General features: G+C 67.7%; 19 protein-coding genes. 14 read left to right on the top strand and 5 right to left on the bottom strand.

Features of this window, described 5'->3' with window-relative positions:
* The first annotated feature begins 115 nt into the window (after positions 1-115).
* The 12 genes from TX88_RS21515 (at position 116) to TX88_RS21460 (ending at position 10,966) form a co-directional block, all read left to right on the top strand.
* Positions 116-523 carry a hypothetical protein gene (locus TX88_RS21515; RefSeq protein WP_162563193.1) on the top strand — a complete coding sequence of 136 codons (408 nt, stop codon included), beginning with the start codon at positions 116-118 and terminating at the stop codon, positions 521-523.
* Between the two features lie 236 nt (positions 524-759).
* On the top strand, positions 760-1,071 hold the full coding sequence (locus TX88_RS21510; protein WP_162563188.1) for a hypothetical protein: 312 nt from the start codon (positions 760-762) through the stop codon (positions 1,069-1,071).
* 43 nt (positions 1,072-1,114) lie between these two features.
* Complete coding sequence (locus TX88_RS21505) at positions 1,115-1,633, top strand: hypothetical protein (RefSeq protein ID WP_044519943.1); 519 nt, start codon at positions 1,115-1,117, stop codon at positions 1,631-1,633.
* A 10-nt stretch (positions 1,634-1,643) separates the two neighbouring features.
* Positions 1,644-3,107 (top strand): glycine hydroxymethyltransferase, encoded by a 1,464-nt coding sequence (locus tag TX88_RS21500; protein ID WP_044519942.1) that lies wholly within the window; start codon positions 1,644-1,646, stop codon positions 3,105-3,107.
* Between the two features lie 67 nt (positions 3,108-3,174).
* Positions 3,175-4,002, top strand: coding sequence for an acyl-ACP desaturase (locus TX88_RS21495; RefSeq protein ID WP_044519941.1), 828 nt, complete (start codon positions 3,175-3,177; stop codon positions 4,000-4,002).
* 200 nt (positions 4,003-4,202) lie between these two features.
* Entirely contained in the window at positions 4,203-5,516 is a 1,314-nt protein-coding gene (locus TX88_RS21490; protein ID WP_044519940.1) for an RNA 5'-3' helicase PhoH2, read from the top strand.
* Between the two features lie 81 nt (positions 5,517-5,597).
* On the top strand, positions 5,598-6,482 hold the full coding sequence (locus TX88_RS21485) for a polysaccharide deacetylase family protein (protein ID WP_044519939.1): 885 nt from the start codon (positions 5,598-5,600) through the stop codon (positions 6,480-6,482).
* 70 nt (positions 6,483-6,552) lie between these two features.
* Positions 6,553-7,536 (top strand): Acg family FMN-binding oxidoreductase, encoded by a 984-nt coding sequence (locus TX88_RS21480; RefSeq protein WP_044519938.1) that lies wholly within the window; start codon positions 6,553-6,555, stop codon positions 7,534-7,536.
* 22 nt (positions 7,537-7,558) lie between these two features.
* Positions 7,559-8,008, top strand: a complete 450-nt coding sequence (locus TX88_RS21475; protein WP_049925249.1) for a universal stress protein — start codon at positions 7,559-7,561, stop codon at positions 8,006-8,008.
* Between the two features lie 10 nt (positions 8,009-8,018).
* Positions 8,019-8,657: a hypoxia response regulator transcription factor DosR/DevR gene (dosR, locus tag TX88_RS21470; RefSeq protein ID WP_044519937.1), complete on the top strand. Its 639-nt coding sequence runs from the start codon at positions 8,019-8,021 to the stop codon at positions 8,655-8,657.
* Between the two features lie 83 nt (positions 8,658-8,740).
* Complete coding sequence (locus tag TX88_RS21465) at positions 8,741-9,199, top strand: pyridoxamine 5'-phosphate oxidase family protein (RefSeq protein ID WP_044519936.1); 459 nt, start codon at positions 8,741-8,743, stop codon at positions 9,197-9,199.
* Positions 9,200-9,241: 42 nt separating this feature from the next.
* Positions 9,242-10,966 (top strand): sensor histidine kinase, encoded by a 1,725-nt coding sequence (locus tag TX88_RS21460; protein ID WP_044519935.1) that lies wholly within the window; start codon positions 9,242-9,244, stop codon positions 10,964-10,966.
* A gap of 86 nt (positions 10,967-11,052) precedes the next feature.
* Here the strand turns inward: TX88_RS21460 and TX88_RS21455 are convergent, their stop codons facing one another.
* Together TX88_RS21455 and glpX are read right to left on the bottom strand one after the other, a co-directional pair.
* Positions 11,053-12,468: a class II fumarate hydratase gene (locus tag TX88_RS21455; RefSeq protein ID WP_044519934.1), complete on the bottom strand. Its 1,416-nt coding sequence runs from the start codon at positions 12,466-12,468 to the stop codon at positions 11,053-11,055.
* Positions 12,469-12,486: 18 nt separating this feature from the next.
* Positions 12,487-13,515: a class II fructose-bisphosphatase gene (gene glpX / locus TX88_RS21450; RefSeq protein WP_044519933.1), complete on the bottom strand. Its 1,029-nt coding sequence runs from the start codon at positions 13,513-13,515 to the stop codon at positions 12,487-12,489.
* Positions 13,516-13,570: 55 nt separating this feature from the next.
* Here glpX and TX88_RS21445 point away from each other — a divergent pair, with 55 nt between their 5' ends.
* Both TX88_RS21445 and TX88_RS21440 read left to right on the top strand, forming a co-directional pair.
* Positions 13,571-14,209 carry a DUF4245 domain-containing protein gene (locus TX88_RS21445; protein ID WP_044519932.1) on the top strand — a complete coding sequence of 213 codons (639 nt, stop codon included), beginning with the start codon at positions 13,571-13,573 and terminating at the stop codon, positions 14,207-14,209.
* 23 nt (positions 14,210-14,232) lie between these two features.
* On the top strand, positions 14,233-15,036 hold the full coding sequence (locus TX88_RS21440; RefSeq protein ID WP_044521559.1) for a dienelactone hydrolase family protein: 804 nt from the start codon (positions 14,233-14,235) through the stop codon (positions 15,034-15,036).
* Here TX88_RS21440 and TX88_RS21435 read toward each other — a convergent pair.
* From TX88_RS21435 to TX88_RS21425, 3 genes are all read right to left on the bottom strand, one after another.
* Positions 15,033-16,220: an AI-2E family transporter gene (locus TX88_RS21435; RefSeq protein WP_044519931.1), complete on the bottom strand. Its 1,188-nt coding sequence runs from the start codon at positions 16,218-16,220 to the stop codon at positions 15,033-15,035. The two genes, TX88_RS21440 and TX88_RS21435, sit on opposite strands and share 4 nt — an antisense overlap.
* A 64-nt stretch (positions 16,221-16,284) precedes the next feature.
* Positions 16,285-17,130 (bottom strand): SDR family NAD(P)-dependent oxidoreductase, encoded by an 846-nt coding sequence (locus TX88_RS21430; RefSeq protein ID WP_084622050.1) that lies wholly within the window; start codon positions 17,128-17,130, stop codon positions 16,285-16,287.
* The gene (locus TX88_RS21425; RefSeq protein WP_044519930.1) at positions 17,127-17,891 is read right to left on the bottom strand and encodes an SDR family NAD(P)-dependent oxidoreductase; all 765 of its coding nucleotides are present in this window, start codon (positions 17,889-17,891) and stop codon (positions 17,127-17,129) included. Before TX88_RS21425 ends, TX88_RS21430 begins: the two co-directional genes overlap by 4 nt.
* Between the last annotated feature and the right edge of the window lie 55 nt (positions 17,892-17,946).

Below are 17,946 nucleotides of genomic sequence, written 5' to 3'. Positions count from 1 at the left end.
TGTCGCCTCTCACGTATGACGCCGGTCTCAAGTGGTTGAACGGCCTAGTTACTGGTCAGTAACATTGTTGCCGTAGGGCTCGGTGGTAGTGCCGGGTCGGGCAAAGGAAATGACCATGGCAGCAACAAGGGAAAGTCTGAACAGGATCAAGCGCGCGGCCGGCGTGGTCGTGGTGGCGGGTGCGATGGCACTTGCCGGCATCCTCGGCTCTGGCGCGGTGGCCAACGCCGGACCCGTCACGAAGGTTGGCAGCGATCCGGTGGCGCCGGTCAGCCCTGGCGGCAAGAAGGCGCCCTTCACCAAGGTCGGTAGCGATCCGGTGACGTCCGCCATCTCTGGCATCTCCGGCGTCCCCACCATCTCCGGCTCCGAGATCCCACCTCTGGTCAGCCCGTGGCCAGGTGGCGCGTGGGCCGGCCACGACTGGAGCAAGGGATACCCCGGCGGCGGTTTCGCCAACGGCAAGGGCGGCGGCGCTGCCATCCACGGCAGGGCCGGCGGCGCCTGGAACCACAGGGACTGAGAAACGTTTGCTGACGAGCGCTCTGGAATTCGGCGCTCCCGCCGGCCGGGCGCTTGTCCTGGCATTCGACGCCTTCCCGGAAACGGCGGTTGCAACTGCAAATACTGACCTTGATTTGCGGTACTTCCCGTCGCCGGTAGGCACCTCTCCAGCTGGTTGATCGGCCCCTTCGGCGAAGCGTAAAATATTTGCTGAACATCACGGCGACAAAACCGGGTGGCAGCAAGGGAGTCGACATGGCTGCAACGAGGACGAAATCGAACCGGGTGAAGTTGATGACCGGCGTGATCGTGGTGGCGGGCTCGATGGGGCTGGCCGGTCCTACGGCGGTGGCCAATGCCGATCCCGTCGTCGTTCTGAATGGCGAAACGGTGGATCCGCCAACACCTGGCCTCGTGATCCCGTGGCCCGGCGGCGCCAGGGCCGGCCACGACTGGAGCAAGGGGTGGCCCGGTGGTGCCTGGGCCGGTCATGACTGGAGCAAGGGGTGGCCGGGCGGCGGTTTCGCCAACGGAAAGGCCGGCGGCGCTTGGAACCACACCAAGTGATCTGCTGCTGATCCCGTCGGCATCGCGGGCTTAGGCTCCGACGATGTCGTCTCTGCGGCGAGACATCCCCGCCATCGCCACCCCGATCAACCTTCTGCTGGTGCTCTGGATGGCCGTCGGGCGGGGCCTGTTCGTGCCGCTCGGCTGGATGATGGTGTTCGTCATCCTCTGTTCGCCTGTGCTCGTGCTCTCTCTGGTGGCGACCACCAGGATGATGCGTCGGCTACCCGGGCCGGAACTCACCTCCGGGCAGGCCTGGGCGCAGATCGTGGTGTGGTCGGCGATGTTCGGCTTCGGCTTCTTCGGCGCCGACGGAGGCGACAGTGGCACCACCCCGTCGATCCTGATGAAGCTGCTCGGTGAGCGGCCGTGGGCGGAAACCGTGAGCCTGCTGCTCTGGTGGGGCTGCGTTTTCGTCGGGCCCGCCGCGTGGTTCGTGCTGCTCTCGAAACTGACCAAGGGCCTCGCGGTCGCGTCGCAACCCCAGCGGCCGTACCCCCAGCCCGGTTATCCCGGCTATCCAGCCCCGGGCCCGATCAACGGCGACATCCGCCCCGACTAGGCTAAAAGGCATGGCAGCAGACTCGTCATCCACCTTGCCCGCGGCTTCCGGCGCTGATTACGCCGACACCTCAAGCGCCGCCTACCAGGCCGCGTTGCAGGTCATCGAATCCGTCGAGCCCCGGGTCGCGGCAGCCACCCGCAAAGAGCTTGCCGATCAACGTGATTCGCTCAAGTTGATCGCCAGTGAGAACTACGCCTCCCCGGCGGTGCTGCTCACCATGGGCACCTGGTTCTCCGACAAGTACGCCGAGGGCACCGTCGGGCACCGCTTCTACGCGGGCTGCCAGAACGTCGACACCGTCGAGGCCCTGGCCGCCGAGCATGCGCGTGAACTGTTCGGCGCCCCCTACGCCTACGTCCAGCCGCACTCCGGCATCGATGCCAATCTCGTTGCCTACTGGGCCATCCTGGCCACCAAGGTGGAGGCACCGGGCCTGGCCGAACTGGGCGCCAAGCACGTCAACGACCTGTCCGAGGCGGACTGGGAGACCCTGCGCAACAAGCTGGGCAATCAGCGCCTGCTCGGCATGTCCCTGGATGCCGGCGGGCACCTGACCCACGGCTTCCGGCCCAACATCTCGGGCAAGATGTTCCACCAGCACAGCTACGGGACCAACCCCGAGACGGGTTTCCTGGACTACGACGCGGTGGCCGCGGCGGCTCGCGAGTTCAAGCCGTTGGTGCTGGTCGCGGGCTACTCGGCCTACCCGCGCCGGGTGAACTTCGCCAAGATGCGCGAGATCGCCGACGAGGTCGGCGCCACCCTGATGGTCGACATGGCGCACTTCGCCGGGCTGGTCGCGGGCAAGGTGTTCACCGGTGACGAGAACCCGGTGCCGCACGCCCACGTCACCACGACCACCACCCACAAGTCGCTGCGCGGACCGCGCGGCGGCATGGTGCTGGCCACCGAGGAATTCGCGCCTGCCGTGGACAAGGGTTGCCCGATGGTGCTCGGCGGGCCGCTGAGCCACGTGATGGCGGCCAAGGCCGTCGCGCTGGCCGAGGCGCGCCAGCCGTCGTTCCGGACCTACGCCCAGCAGGTCGCCGACAACGCCCAGGCGCTGGCCGACGGCTTCGTCAAGCGGGATGCGGGCCTGGTCACCGGTGGCACCGACAACCACCTGGTGCTGCTCGACGTGCGTTCGTTCGGTCTGACCGGCCGCCAGGCCGAGTCCGCTCTGCTGGACGCGGGCGTCGTCACCAACCGCAACGCGATCCCGGCCGACCCCAACGGCGCCTGGTACACCAGCGGCATCCGGCTGGGCACCCCGGCGCTGACGAGCCGCGGATTCGGCGCCGACGACTTCGACCGGGTGGCCGAGCTGATCGTCGACGTGCTGTCCAACACGCAGGCCGAGGGGACCTCGAAGGCCAAGTACAAGTCGGCCGACGGAACCGCTGATCGGGTGCGCGCGGCCTCGGCCGAGCTGCTCGACGCCAACCCGCTGTACCCGGGCCTCACACTCTGAGCTGGGGTGCCGCGACACACAGGGACCTGAGTTTCGGAAACCTGTAAACCCGGGTTACAGTTACCGCATGGCACAGAAACCTGTCGCTAATGCGCTGACCTTGGAGCTTGAGCCCGTTGTCGAGGCCGAGCTGCGTCGCCACCTGGATACCGAGGATCTCTGGTACGCGCACGATTACGTGCCGTTCGACCAGGGCGAGAACTTCGCCTTCCTCGGTGGCCAGGACTGGGATCCGTCGCAGGTGACCCTGCCCAAGACGATCACGGACGCCCTGGAGATCCTGCTGATCACCAAGGACAACCTGTCCGGATACCACCGCGAGCTCGTCGAGCACTTCATCCTCGAGGACAAGTGGGGCCGCTTCCTGGGTCGCTGGACCGCCGAGGAGCACCTGCACGCCGTCGCGCTGCGCAACTACCTCGTCGTCACCCGCGAGATCGACCCGACGGCCAACGAGGACGTGCGCGTCGAGCACGTGATGAAGGGCTACCGCGCCGACAGCTACAGCCAGATCGAGACGCTGGTGTTCATGACGTTCTTCGAGCGTGCGCACGCGGTGTTCACCCGCAACCTCGAAGCGCAGATCGCCGAGCCGGTGTTGAAGTCTCTGGTCGGCCGCATCGTCCTCGACGAGGAGCGGCACGAGGAGTTCTTCGCCAACCTGGTGTCGCACCTGCTGGGCACCCACCGCGACGAGACCGTGGCGGCCATCGCGGCCAGGGCCCGCGAGCTGGACGTGATCGGTGCGGACATCGATGCCTATCAGGACAAGGTCGCCGTGGTGGCCGAGGCCGGCATCTTCGACAAGGCCGATCTGGCGAAGGTCATCTCCGACCGGATCACCGCCTGGGGACTGGCCGACGAGGCTGCGCTCCAGGAGTTCATCAACACGTAACGCGCCGGGCGCCACGCGCGCGGCGCGCCAGCCAGCAACCCCGCTGAGGCGGGAGTAGCGTCGAATCCGATGGCTAGCGACATGCTCTGCTGTCCGGACGGTACCGATCGGTTAGATCTCGAGAGGACCGGCTCCGGTCCTGGTGCCGCAGTGTCCACCGAGCAACTCGTGTGGGGCCGCGCGGGTTCTAGGAGCGCCACGTGACTGATACTCCTGTCCGTACCTATGTGCTCGACACATCCGTGTTGCTGTCCGATCCATGGGCATGCACGCGGTTCGCCGAGCATGAAGTGGTGGTCCCGCTGGTCGTGATCAGCGAGCTGGAGGCCAAACGGCATCACCATGAGCTGGGCTGGTTCGCTCGGCAGGCGTTACGGATGTTCGATGATCTGCGGCTTGAGCACGGACGGCTGGATCAGCCGATTCCTGTTGGCGCAGAAGGCGGCACACTGCAGGTCGAGTTGAATCACATCGACCAGTCGGTGTTGCCGACGGGCTTCCGTACCGAGACCAACGACACCCGGATCCTCGCGTGTGCGGCCAATCTCGCTGCGGAGGGTAAGCATGTCACGCTGGTGAGCAAGGACATCCCGCTGCGCGTCAAAGCCGGTGCGGTTGGCCTGGCTGCCGACGAGTACCACGCGCAGGATGTCGTGGTGTCCGGGTGGACCGGGATGACCGAATTCGATGTGGCGCCAGAGGATATCGACACGCTGTTCTCCGACGGCGAGATCGATCTGACCGAGGCTCGGGATCTGCCCTGCCACACCGGAATTCGGTTGCTGGGTGGCAGTTCGTCGGCGCTCGGGCGGGTCAACGCCGAGAAGCGTGTGCAGCTGGTGCGTGGTGATCGCGAAGTGTTCGGCCTCCGGGGAAGGTCAGCCGAGCAGCGCGTCGCCCTCGATCTGCTGCTCGACGAGTCTGTCGGCATAGTCTCGCTCGGCGGCAAGGCAGGCACCGGCAAATCCGCGCTCGCTCTGTGCGCGGGTCTGGAAGCCGTGCTGGAACGGCGAACTCAGCGCAAGGTCGTGGTGTTCCGTCCGCTGTATGCGGTCGGCGGACAGGATCTCGGCTACCTGCCGGGCAGTGAGAGCGAGAAGATGGGTCCGTGGGCCCAGGCTGTCTTCGACACCCTCGAAGGGTTGGCCAGCCCGGCGGTGCTGGAGGAGGTACTCGCCCGCGGAATGCTGGAAGTGCTTCCGCTGACGCACATTCGGGGCCGGTCCCTGCACGACTCGTTCGTCATCGTCGATGAGGCGCAGTCACTGGAACGCAATGTGCTGCTGACCGTGCTGTCACGGCTCGGTGCGGGCTCGCGGGTGGTGCTGACCCACGACGTGGCCCAGCGCGACAACCTGCGGGTGGGCCGCCACGACGGTGTCGCGGCGGTGATCGAGAAGCTCAAGGGCCACCCCTTGTTCGCCCACATCACGCTGCAGCGCAGTGAACGTTCGCCGATCGCCGCGCTCGTCACCGAGATGCTGGAGGAGTTCAGCCCCGGCGCCCTGCCCTGAGCCCCTGAGTGATTTGGGTGCGTTTACCGGCGCTCATCGCCGGTAAACGCACCCAAATCGCCGGCCCGGTAGGCTGCCGGGGTGGCGAGGCTCCCCAACAGTCAGGCGTGGCGGTGGACGGTAGTCGGCGTGACAGCCGCCGTCGTGGTCCTGGTGGTGGGGGCACTCACCGGGCACATCCACCGGGACGGCCCCGATGACGTGGACTGCGCCGAGGAGAAGTGCATCGCACTGACCTTCGACGACGGGCCCGGGCCGTACACCGACCGGCTCCTGCAGATCCTCAAGGACAACGACGCAAAGGCGACGTTCTTCCAGATCGGCAACAAGGTCGCCGCCAATCCCGAGGGTTCCAAGCGGGTGGTCGAGGCCGGGATGGAATTGGGCAGCCACACCTGGGAACACCCCAACATGACGACCATCCCGCCGGAGGACATCCCGGCCCAGTTCAGTAAGGCCAGCGACGCCATCGAGGCCGCAACGGGCCAGCGGCCGAAGCTGGTGCGCACGGCGGGCGGGCTGATCAACGACCAGGTCCTGGCCGAGGCCCGCAAGCAGGGGTTGGCCGACATCAATTGGGACGTCATCCCGTTCGACTGGGCCAACGACGCCAACACCGCCGCCACCCGGTACATGCTGATGACGCAGATCAAGCCGAACAATGTCGTACTTTTTCATGACACCTACTCGTCCACCGTGGATCTGGTGCAACAGTTCATCCCCGTGCTCAAGGCCAATGGCTACCACCTGGTGACCGTCAGCCACATGCTCGGTGAACGTGAGCCCGGCACCAGCTACGGGAGCCGCGACAACGGGCCGCCCGTGCCGCCGGCCGAGGCGCTCAAGGACATCCCGCCGGAGGAGATCCCACCGTTGCCCGCGACACCCTCGCCCGCTCCGATGCCGAACTTCCCGATCACCGACATCCCCGGGGCGAATTCGGGCGGTCCCAACAACGGGGCATGAGACGCACATCGCGTCGGTTTGAGGACCAAAGACCCTAACCGGCGGGCCCGGGCACGACGAGGCTTGAAGTATGCCCGACACGATGTCCGATACAGCGACCCTCACCCGTGCGGTGCAGCTGGCATCGCGTGCACCCTCCCTGCACAACACCCAACCCTGGCGCCTGGTGGCCGAACAGGACTGCCTGCACCTGTTCCTCGACCCGTACCGGGTGGTGAGTGCGACCGACCGGTCCTCGCGTGAAGCGGTCATCAGCTGCGGAGTGCTCCTGGACCACCTGCGCGTCGCCATGGCCGCGGCCGGCTGGGATACCGCCGTCGACCGCTTCCCCAATCCGAACGACCCCGACCACCTGGCGACGCTGCAGTTCTCGCCGATGTCCTTCGTCACCGACGCCCACCGGCGGAGGGCTGACGCGATCCTGGCCCGGCGCACCGACCGGCTGCCCATGACCGGGTACGCGGACTGGGATGCCTTCGAGGTACTGCTGCGGGCGCGGTTGGCCGAAGGCCCGGTACACCTGGACGTGCTGGCCGAGGAGATGCGCGAAACCGTGGCCGAGGCCGCCGAGCTGACCGAGTCGCTGCGGCTCTACGATTCTGCTTACCACGCCGAACTTGCCTGGTGGACAACACCGTTCGCGACCGAAGACGGTATCCCGCAGAGCTCGCTGGTGTCGGCCGCCGAAAGTGAGCGCGTCGCGGTGGCACGCACTTTCCCGGTCACCTCACACACCGATCGGCGCCCCACAGTTCGCGACGATTCGGCCACCCTGGTGGTGCTGTCCACCGACGGCTACAGCCGGGCGGACGCCCTCGATGCCGGCGAGGCGCTCTCGGCGCTGCTGCTGGAATGCACGGTGTCGGGCCTGGCCACCTGCCCGGTGAGCCACGTGACCGAACTGCACGCCAGCCGCGACATCATCGCGACCCTGACCGGCCGCGACGCCTGTCCGCAGTTGCTGGTGCGGATCGGCATCGCCCCGACGATCACCGACGCGCCGCCGCCCACTCCGCGCCGCGCCGTCGAGGCCTTCCTGACCTTCGAATCCTGACCGTCCCGATAGGAGCTGACCCATGACAGACACCCTGATCGATCCCGCCTCCGCCACTGCTCTCACCGCTGGTGCGGCCGTCGTGGTCGAAGCCGACGGCCGCACCGCCAGCAACGACGCCCTGCACACCGCGATCGACGAAGCCGTGCGGCTCGGGGCGCCTTTGCGGGTGCTGACCACCTGGGGAGCCCGGCACCGTGAGATGTACGACGAGACCGCCGTCGCCGAGCGCGACCGGTTGTCGGCCGCACAGCTCGAGCGCCGCCTGAACCGTGCGCTGAAGCGTTCGCCAGACCTCGATGCGCAGAGCATCGACGGCTACGGCAGCATCGCGGAATACCTGACGGCACATCCGGAGTCGGCCCAGGTGCTCGTGCTCGGTGCGGACCAGCAGGATTCGGCCGGGCTGCAGAGCGCCGTGGCGCGTTCGGGTTGCGCGGTGCTCACTTGCGATCGGCGCCCCCGATTGTGAGACTCGGGGGATGATCAGAGTTTTTCTGGTCGATGACCATGAGGTGGTTCGCCGCGGGCTGATCGACCTGCTCAGCGCCGACCCGGAGCTGGATGTGATCGGCGAGGCCGATTCGGTGGCCCAGGCGCTGGCCCGGGTGCCCGCGCTGGCGCCGGACGTCGCGGTGCTCGATGTCCGGTTGCCCGACGGCAACGGTATCGAGCTGTGCCGGGAACTGTTGTCGCGCATGCCCGATCTGCGCTGCCTGATGCTGACCTCGTTCACCTCCGACGAGGCCATGCTGGATGCCATCCTGGCCGGCGCCAGCGGCTATGTGGTCAAGGACATCAAGGGCATGGAGCTGGCCAAGGCGATCAAGGACGTGGGGGCCGGGAAGTCGTTGTTGGACAATCGCGCCGCCACGGCCCTGATGGCCAAGCTGCGTGGGGACGCCGAGCGTTCCGACCCGTTGGCCGGGCTGACGCAGCAGGAGCGGGTGCTGCTGGATCTGCTGGGGGAGGGGCTGACCAACCGGCAGATCGCAGCCCGGATGTTCCTCGCCGAGAAGACCGTCAAGAACTACGTGTCGCGGTTGTTGGCAAAGCTCGGCATGGAACGCCGCACACAGGCCGCGGTATTCGCCTCGACGCTGGACCGCCACCGCCAGTAGTCCTGGCTCCCAGGGTCTTTGGTCCCTAATGGTCGGGGCTTTCGCCCATGGTGCCGCGATCCTCGCGGCAATAATCTCGGGCTATGAGCCATGATGTCGACACCGTCTCGGGATCCGGAACGTCAACGCGCAGTGAGCCGGTCTCGATTCTGTCCGAGCGCGAGAACTGGGAGCTGCTGGGCAGTGTGTCGCTCGGCCGCCTCGTCACCGCGGTCGACGACGAGGCACACGTCTTCCCGGTGAACTTCGTGGTGCAGAACCGAACCATCCTGTTCCGCACCGCGGCGGGCACGAAACTGATCAGTGCCGCGATCAACAACCAGGTGGTGTTCGAAGCCGACGATCACACCGCGGCCGAAGGCTGGAGCGTGATCGTGCGAGGTGTCGCACGCACCCTGCGCACGGACGAGGAACTCGACGAAGCCGAGCAGGCCCAGCTGCTGCCGTGGACGGCGACGGCGAAGACGCACTATGTACGCGTGTCACCGGTCCGGGTCACGGGTCGCCGGTTCCGGTTCGGACCTGAACCGGTGGCGGGGTGACGACCCGGACGCGCTTGGTGCGTTGCAGCCGGTAGTGCCAGCATGGTGGACGTGACTGGTCACGGTGCCCACCCCGACGATGAACAGCGAACTCCTCCGTTGCGGAACACCCTCTCGCAGCTGCGGTTGCGCGAATTGCTCACCGAGGTCCAGGACCGCGTCGAGGAGATCATCACCGGCCGCGACCGGATCGACGGCCTCGTCGAGGCCATGCTGGTGGTGACCTCGGGCCTGGACCTCGAGCTCACGCTGAGCACCATCGTGCGGACCGCGATCGAGCTGGTCGACGCCCGCTACGGCGCGTTGGGTGTGCGTGGCGACGACCACGAGCTGACCGAGTTCGTCTATCAGGGCATCGACGACGAAACCCGGGCCGTGATCGGGGATCTGCCCGAGGGGCGTGGTGTGCTCGGCGTACTGATCGACGATCCGAAGCCGATCCGCCTCGACGACATCCGCCGGCATCCCGCTTCGGTCGGGTTCCCGCCCAATCACCCGCCGATGCGGACCTTTCTCGGTGTCCCGGTGCGGATCCGCGACGAGGTGTTCGGCAACCTGTACCTCACCGACAAGACCAACGGGCAGCCGTTCAGCGAGGACGATGAGGTGCTCGTCGAGGCCCTGGCCGCGGCTGCCGGTGTCGCCGTGGAGAACGCGCGGCTCTACCAGCTGTCGCGCGACCGGCAGGCCTGGATCGCGGCGACCCGCGACATCGGCACCGAACTGCTGAGCGGCACCGAACCGGCGACGGTGTTCCGGATGGTGGCCGACGAGGCGCTCAAACTGACCGGTGCGGACCGCATCGTGGTCGCCGTACCCGAAAGCGAGGTCCCGGCCGGCGAGGCCGACGCCCTCGTGGTGGCCGCCACGGCGGGCAGCCCGACCACCATCGATTCGATTCCGGTGGGCCGGCACGCCGCCGGGGACGCGGTCGGCGAGGCGTTCCGTGACGGCACCCCGCACCGGCTGGACCGCCTGGAGCTGGACGGCTCGGGTGGCCCGGCGCTGGTGCTGCCGCTGCGTACCTTCGACACCGTGGCCGGGGTACTGGTGGCCGTGCGTGCCGACGGCGCCCGGACTTTCACCGCTGAGCAACTCGACATGGCCGCGGCGTTCGCCGACCAGGCCGCGGTGGCCTGGCAGCTGGCCAGCTCGCAGCGCAGTGTGCGTGAGCTGGAGATCCTCGCCGACCGCGACCGGATCGCCCGGGACCTGCATGATCACGTGATCCAGCGCCTGTTCGCGGTGGGCCTCTCGCTGCAGGGCACGATCCCGCGGGCACAGTCGTCGGAGGTCCAGCAACGGCTCACCGACACCGTCGACGATCTGCAGGCGGTCATCCAGGAGATCCGGACCGCGATCTTCGATCTGCACGGCGCCCAGGCCGGTACGACGCGGCTGCGGCAGCGCCTCGATGAGGTGATCGCCCAGTTCGCCGACGCACCGATCCACACCAGCACGCGGTTCGTCGGGCCGCTGTCGGTGGTCGATGCGACCCTGGCCGATCATGCCGAGGCGGTGCTGCGCGAGGCGATCAGCAACGCGGTACGTCATTCCGGGGCAACCGAACTCGCCGTTCTGGTGGAGGTGGCCGACGACCTGTCGGTCGAGGTGTCCGACAACGGCTGCGGGATCGCCGCCGAGGTCACCGAGAGCGGCCTGGGCAATCTGCGGGCTCGTGCCCTCAGTGCCGGTGGCCAGTTCACCATCACCGACCGGCCCGGTGGCGGAACCGTGTTGCGTTGGGCCGCACCGCTTCCCGAGTGATATTTACCTGGCGAGCAGACGCAAATGTCCCCGACACGCCGGGCGTGCGGGGACATTCACGTCTGCTCGGGCAGAGAAGGCGAGGGCTACTCGCCGTCCTTGACCTTCGCCATGGCGAGCACGTCGAGGCGCTTGTCCAGCTCGGCCTCCGACAGCTTGTCGCCGATCAGGCCGCGGTCGATCACGGTCTGGCGGATGGTCTTCTTGTCCTTGAGGGCCTGCTTGGCGACCTTGGCGGCCTCCTCGTAGCCGATCGCCGAGTTCAGCGGCGTCACGATCGAGGGGGACGACTCGGCCAGGGTGCGCAGGTGGTCCTCGTTGGCGACCAGGCCGTCGATGCACTTGGTGGCGAACAACTTCGACACATTCGCCAGCAGGGTGAACGACTCCAGCACGTTGCGCGCCATCATCGGGATGTACACGTTCAGCTCGAAGGCGCCCGACAGGCCGCCGACGGTGACCGCGGCGTCGTTGCCGATGACCTGGGCGGCCACCTGGGTGACCGCCTCGGGCAGAACGGGATTGACCTTGCCCGGCATGATCGAGCTACCCGGCTGCAGGTCCGGCAGCTGGATCTCGCCCAGGCCGGTCAGCGGGCCCGAGCCCATCCAGCGCACGTCGTTGGCGATCTTGGTCAACGAGGCCGCGATGGTCTTCAGCGCGCCGGACGCCTCGACCAGCCCGTCGCGGGCCGCCTGGGCCTCGAACGAGTCTGCGGCGGTGCGCAGTTCGGCCAGCCCGGTCTGGTTGACCAGCACCTCGACCACCTTGGGGCCGAAGCCGTCGGGGGCGTTGAGCCCGGTGCCGACCGCGGTCCCGCCGATGGCGAGCTCACCCAGGCGGGGCAGCGTGGCCTTGACCCGCTCGATGCCGGCCTCGACCTGACGGGCGTAGCCGCCGAACTCCTGGCCGAGCGTCACCGGCACCGCGTCCATCAGGTGGGTGCGGCCGGACTTCACCACGGTCTTCCACTGCTTGGCCTTGGCGGCCAGCGACTCGTGGAGCACCTCGAGCGCCGGAATCAGGTGGCGCACAGCGGCTTCGGTGGCGGCGATGTGGGTGGCCGTCGGGAACGTGTCGTTGGAGCTCTGCGACATGTTCACGTCGTCGTTGGGGTGAACGGTCACGCCGTTGCGAGCGGCGATCGAGGCGATGACCTCGTTGGCGTTCATGTTCGAGCTGGTGCCCGAGCCGGTCTGGAAAACGTCGATCGGGAACTGATCGTCGTGCAGGCCGTCGGCGATCTCGCCTGCGGCGGCGATGATGGCGTCGGCCTTCTCGGCGGCCAGCAGGCCCAGGTCCTTGTTGACCTGCGCGCAGGCTGCCTTCAGCAGGCCCAGCGCGCGGATCTGGGTGCGCTCCAGCCCGCGGAAGGAGATCGGGAAGTTCTCCACGGCCCGCTGGGTCTGCGCCCGCCACAGGGCGTTGACCGGCACGCGGACCTCGCCCATGGTGTCGTGCTCGATACGGAATTCACCCTCGACAGCGTTGTCGGTGCTCATACTGGCCTTTCTAGCGAGTTACGGGAGCGGGTAGGCGGCGGTCTTGTCGCCGGTGAAGTCGATGGCGGAGTACTCGTTGAGTTTGGTCAGCCGGTGGTAGGCCTCGATCATCCGGACGGTGCCGGACTTGGACCGCATCACGATGGACTGGGTGGTGCAGCCACCGGGGTAGTACTGCACGCCCTTGAGCAGGTCACCGTCGGTGACGCCCGTCGCGCAGAAGAAGACGTTCTCACCCGAGACGAGGTCGTCGGTCGAGAGCACCTGGTCCAGGTCGTAGCCGGCGTCGATGGCCTTCTGGCGTTCGGCGTCGTCGGTCGGCGCCAGCTGGGCCTGGATGGCGCCGCCCATACAGCGGATCGCGGCCGCGGCGATGATGCCCTCGGGCGTCCCGCCGATGCCGGCCAGGATGTCGGTGCCCGAGTTGGGGCGGCAGGCCGAGATCGCACCGGCGACGTCACCGTCGGTGATCAGCCGGATGCGGGCACCGGCGGAGCGGGCATCTTCGATCAGCTGGGCGTGCCGCGGCCGGTCCAGGATGCACACGGTCAGGTCGCTGACCGAGGCGCCGCGCACCTTGGCCACCCGCCGGATGTTCTCGCCGATCGGGGCGGTGATGTCGATGGCGTCGGCGCACTCGGGGCCGACGGCGATCTTGTTCATGTAGAACACCGCCGACGGGTCGAACATGGCGCCGCGCTCGGCGACGGCGAGCACCGAGATGGCGTTGGGCATGCCCTTGCTCATCAGCGTGGTGCCGTCGACCGGGTCGACGGCGAAGTCGCACTCCGGTCCGTCGCCGTTGCCGACCTCTTCACCGTTGAAGAGCATCGGGGCTTCGTCCTTCTCGCCCTCGCCGATCACCACGACGCCGCGCATCGACACCGAGTTGACCAGTTCACGCATGGCGTCGACGGCGGCCCCGTCCCCGCCCTCCTTGTCGCCGCGACCGACCCAGCGGCCTGCGGCCATGGCGCCGGCCTCGGTCACCCGGACGAGTTCGAGGGCAAGGTTGCGATCCGGGGCTTCTCCCCGCGTGGGACTCATGGCCCAGATTGTCCCAGAACGTGGTCAGCGTTTGGGAGCTGGGATACTGACGGACATGTCCACCGAGCCGACGTCTGAGCCAACCCCGGTCCCGAAGCCGGCAAAGCCGCGGTTGCTGCAGGACGGCCGGGACATGTTCTGGTCGATGGCCCCGCTGGTCGTGGCCTGCATCGTCCTGGCCGGAATGCTGGGCATGTGCTCGTTCCAGGCGGGTGGGCCCGGGGCCGGCCCTGCCCCGGAATTCGATGCGCCGGCCGCCCTGCAGGCTGACGCCGACACCCTGAAGATCCCGATCCGGCTGCCCCAGCTGCCCGAGGGTTGGCAGCCCAACTCCGGCAGCCGCCACGGCATCGACGGCGGTCTGACGCTGCCCGACGGCCAACATGGCCGCGCGGTCTCCTCGCGCATCGGCTACCTGGCACCTAACGGGAAGTACCTGAGCCTGACCCAGAGCAATGCTGACGAGGCCGCCCTGGTGGCCTCGATCAAACCGGATTCGTATGCATCCGGCACCGAGGACGTCGACGGGGTGACCTGGGTGGTCTACGAGAGCAGCGACCCGGAACCGGTGTGGACGACGAGGCTGCGCGGACCGGCGCAGGTTGCCATCACGGGCGCCGGTGGTACTGATGAGTACCGTACGCTGGCGAGTGCGACGCAGAAGCAGTCGCCGCTGCCGATCAAGAGGCCGTGACGCACTACCGGATGGAGCCCGCGTTGTCGTCGCCAGTTGCAGATCTCACCGGGTGGACCGCCACCCCGTTCACCGCCGCCGATCAGACCTACGACGTGTACCGCAAGGGCGAAGGCCCCGGTGTCGTCCTGATTCCCGAGATTCCCGGCCTGCATCCCGGCGTCCTCGCGCTGGGCAATCATCTGGTGGACAACGGTTTCACGGTGGCCGCGCCGTCGCTGTTCGGTACCCCCGGCGCGGCCGCGGTCCGGCCGGGTGCCATTCCGGTCATGGTGAAAGCTTGCGTGACAAAGGAATTCGCGGCATTCGCGACAAACGCCGACCGTCCCGTCGCGCACTACCTGCGGGCCCTGGCCCGCGATCTCAACGCCAACACCCCCGGTAAGGGCGTCGGCGTCATCGGGCAGTGCTTCACCGGCGGGTTCGCGCTCGCGGCCGCGGTGGACGACAGCGTGCTGGCGCCGGTGCTGAGTCAACCGTCGGTGCCGGTGGCCCTGACCGCGGCGCAGAAACGCGATCCGGGCATGTCGGAGGCCGAGCTCAAGGTCATCGAACAGCGGGTCGCCAACGACGGTTTGTGCGCGCTGGCCCTGCGGTTCAGCCAGGACCGGATGGCCCCCGGGGAGCGGTTCGCCACCCTCAAGGCCCGGCTCGGCGACGCCTTCGAGGTCATCGAGATCAACTCGAAGAAGGGCAATCCCGACGGCATCCCGGCGTCCGCGCATTCGGTGCTCACTGATCAGGTGCGCGAGGTCGACGGGCATCCCGCGTATGAGGCGCGCAAGCGGGTGGTGGCGTTTCTCACCGAGCGGCTGAGCGCGAACTAGCTCTCGGCTTTGGCTTTTGATTCGGCTCGGGGTGCATCGGTCTTGCCCCCGAGCCGTTTCTGAACCCAATCCCACAGCCGTCGCCATGGGCGTTGTCCCGGCTCGTCGGGTTCGGTCGTCTCGAGCTCGACGCCCTTGAAGACCGCCAGGTAGACGCTGACCGTGGTGACGATGATGATCATCAGCACCGGCCCGATCACCAGACCGAAGAATCCGAACATCGAGATGCCGGCGAACACCGCCAGCAGCATGAGCGCGGGATCCAATCGGGCGGCCTTGGGCACCAGCCAGGGGCGCAGCAGGTTGTCGATGTTGGTGACCACCAGCAGATGGAACGCCACCACGAAGATGCCGCCGATGATGTTGCCGAAGAACACCATTCCGATGCCGAAGGGAATCGTGACGATCCCGCCGCCGAGCGGGATGACAGACAGTGCGGTCAGCAGGATCGCGAAGACGAAGAAGCCGTTGTGAAATCCCGCGATGTAGATCGAGATGGCACCGGCCACGCCCTGGCAGAACGCGATCACGAACTGCCCCTTGACGGTTCCCTTCACCATGGCGCCGGTCTTGGCCAGGTACAGGTCGGTGATCTCCTCGCCGAGCGGGTTCAGCCTGCGGATCAGCGTGGCCAGCTCGGAGCTGTTGACCAGCATCGAGATGAACACGTACAGGAAGATGATCGACGCCGTGATCGCGCCGACCATGCCGCCGACCGCGCCCTGCAGAATGCCCAGCAGCCACTCGCCGATGTGTTGGGAAAGCTTGACCACGGTGTCGCGCAACGAATCCGCGGTGAGGTGGATGTCCAGGAACGGCACCCGTCCCAGCAGGGAGTTGACCAGCTGCAGGGCCCGGTCGCCGAGCGTGCTGACATCTGTGTCGGCGATCCAGGTGCTGACCGTGTTGACGAGCTGGGTCACCTGGACGATGGCCATGAACACCACCAGCGATACCGGGATGATCACCATCAGGATGGCGACCAGCACCGTCAGCGTGGCCGAAAGGCCGGTGCCCATGCGGCGCTGAAACCGTTGATACAGCGGCGTGAACAGATACGCGCCGACCGCGGCCATCACGATCAGGACGAAGAAGCCGCGCAGGAAGTAGGCGCCGAGCAACACGGCCAGCACGGTCACGACTGCCAGTGCCCGCTTCTGGGTGAGGCTGAACTCGTCTTTCATCGGGCCCCTTCCCGCCGTTGGGGTGACCCTATCGCCACGCCGGCGTGACGGTCGGCATTGAGCGTCACTCCAGGGTGACGTTGGTGCCCGGTGTGGAGCGGTGGGCGGCCTGGCCGGCGCGTTGGGATGCGACGAATTTCATCGAGAGCCGTTGCATCAGGCCCGGAGCCAGCCGGGCGATCAGCCAGGAGGCATGGGCGCGACGGGGTTTGACGAGGATGGCCTTGTTGCGGGCGATGGCGCGCAGGGTGTCGGCGGCCAGCCGGTCGGCATCGTAGGCGGTCTTGACCCCTTGGCCTTGCAGGAAGTAGTCGCGCCCGACGAAACCGCCGACCGCACCCTTGTCCAGGATCGGGGTCTCGACCGCGGCCGGGCACACCGCCAGCACGCCCACGCCATGGGCGGCGGCTTCCGAACGCAGGGCCAGCGACAGCCCGACGACGGCGTGCTTGGTCATCACATAGCTGGTGAGCTGGCCCGCGGCGGCCAGGCCTGCCATCGAGGCGGTGTTGATGATGTGGCCGTGGCCCTGCCGGATCATCTGCGGATACGCCGCGGCGACACCGTGGACGACGCCGCGCACGTTGATGTCGATGATGGCGTTCCACTGATCGAGGGTCAGCAGTTCGGTGTCGCCGCCCCAGACGATGCCGGCGTTGTTGAACATCAGGTCGAGTTGTCCGGCCCGCTCCACGACACCGTCGACCGCGGCCTGGACGGCGGCCGCATCGGTGACGTCCAAGCGTGCTGACCGGGCGCCGAGGGGTGCCGCAGTGCCGGCCGCGGCGTCCTCGTCGATGTCGGTACAGAGCACCTCGGCGCCGGCGGCGACCAGCGCGCGGCACATGGCCGCGCCGATGCCGGATCCGGCGCCGGTGACCAGCGCCTGCTTGCCTGCGAGGCTCGTCACGCCTGGGCCAGCTTCATGACGTGTCCGAGGATGTCCGGGTAGCGTTTGAGGTGCGCGCCGCCGTTCAGGTCGAGTACTTCGCCGGTCAGCCACGACGCCTGCGGTGAACACAGGAACACCACGGCGGCGGCGATGTCCTCGGGGGTCCCGCTGCGGCCCAGTGCGGTGTTCTCGACGTACTCCTCGACGACGCCGGGGATCATCGCCGCGGGATCGGTCAGCGGGGTCTTCACGAATCCCGGCGCGATCGCGTTGACCCGGATCCCGCGGGGCCCCATTTCCAGCGCGGCCACCTGGGTCAGCATCGACAACCCGGCCTTGGCCGCGCAGTAGGCGCTCATGCCGGCCGCGGGCTGGCGCCCGTTCAGAGATGAGATCGACACCAGCACACCGCCTTCGGGCAGGTTGCGGCCGGCGTGCTTGGCGACGATGAATCCGCCGTTGAGGCAGACGTCGACGACAGACCGGAAGTCCTCGACCGCCAGGTCGGTGATCAGGCCGACATTGCTGAACCCCGCGCAGTTGAGGACGATATCGACCGGCCCGGCCGTCTCGAACAGCTTCTGCACCGAGTCCTCGTCGGTGACGTCGGCGTAGGAGCTGGTGTGCGGTGCACCGAGTTCGGAAGCCCGGGCTGCGGCGCCGTCAGCGTCACGGTCGGCCACCACGATGCGGCAGCCGTCGGCGGCCAGGGCCTGCGCGCTGGCCCACCCGATTCCTGAGGCCCCGCCGATGACGATCGCGACGCGTTGGGTGCTCATGCCTGACTCCCGTCTGTGTCGTGCTCCTCGCGCGAGCGCTCGTCGGCGCGATGAT

Source organism: Mycolicibacterium septicum DSM 44393, from assembly GCF_000455325.1.
In the GTDB taxonomy this organism is placed as follows: domain Bacteria; phylum Actinomycetota; class Actinomycetes; order Mycobacteriales; family Mycobacteriaceae; genus Mycobacterium; species Mycobacterium septicum.
The sequence above is the reverse complement of the archived record's forward strand: the minus strand, read 5'-3'. Positions and strand labels throughout refer to the sequence as shown.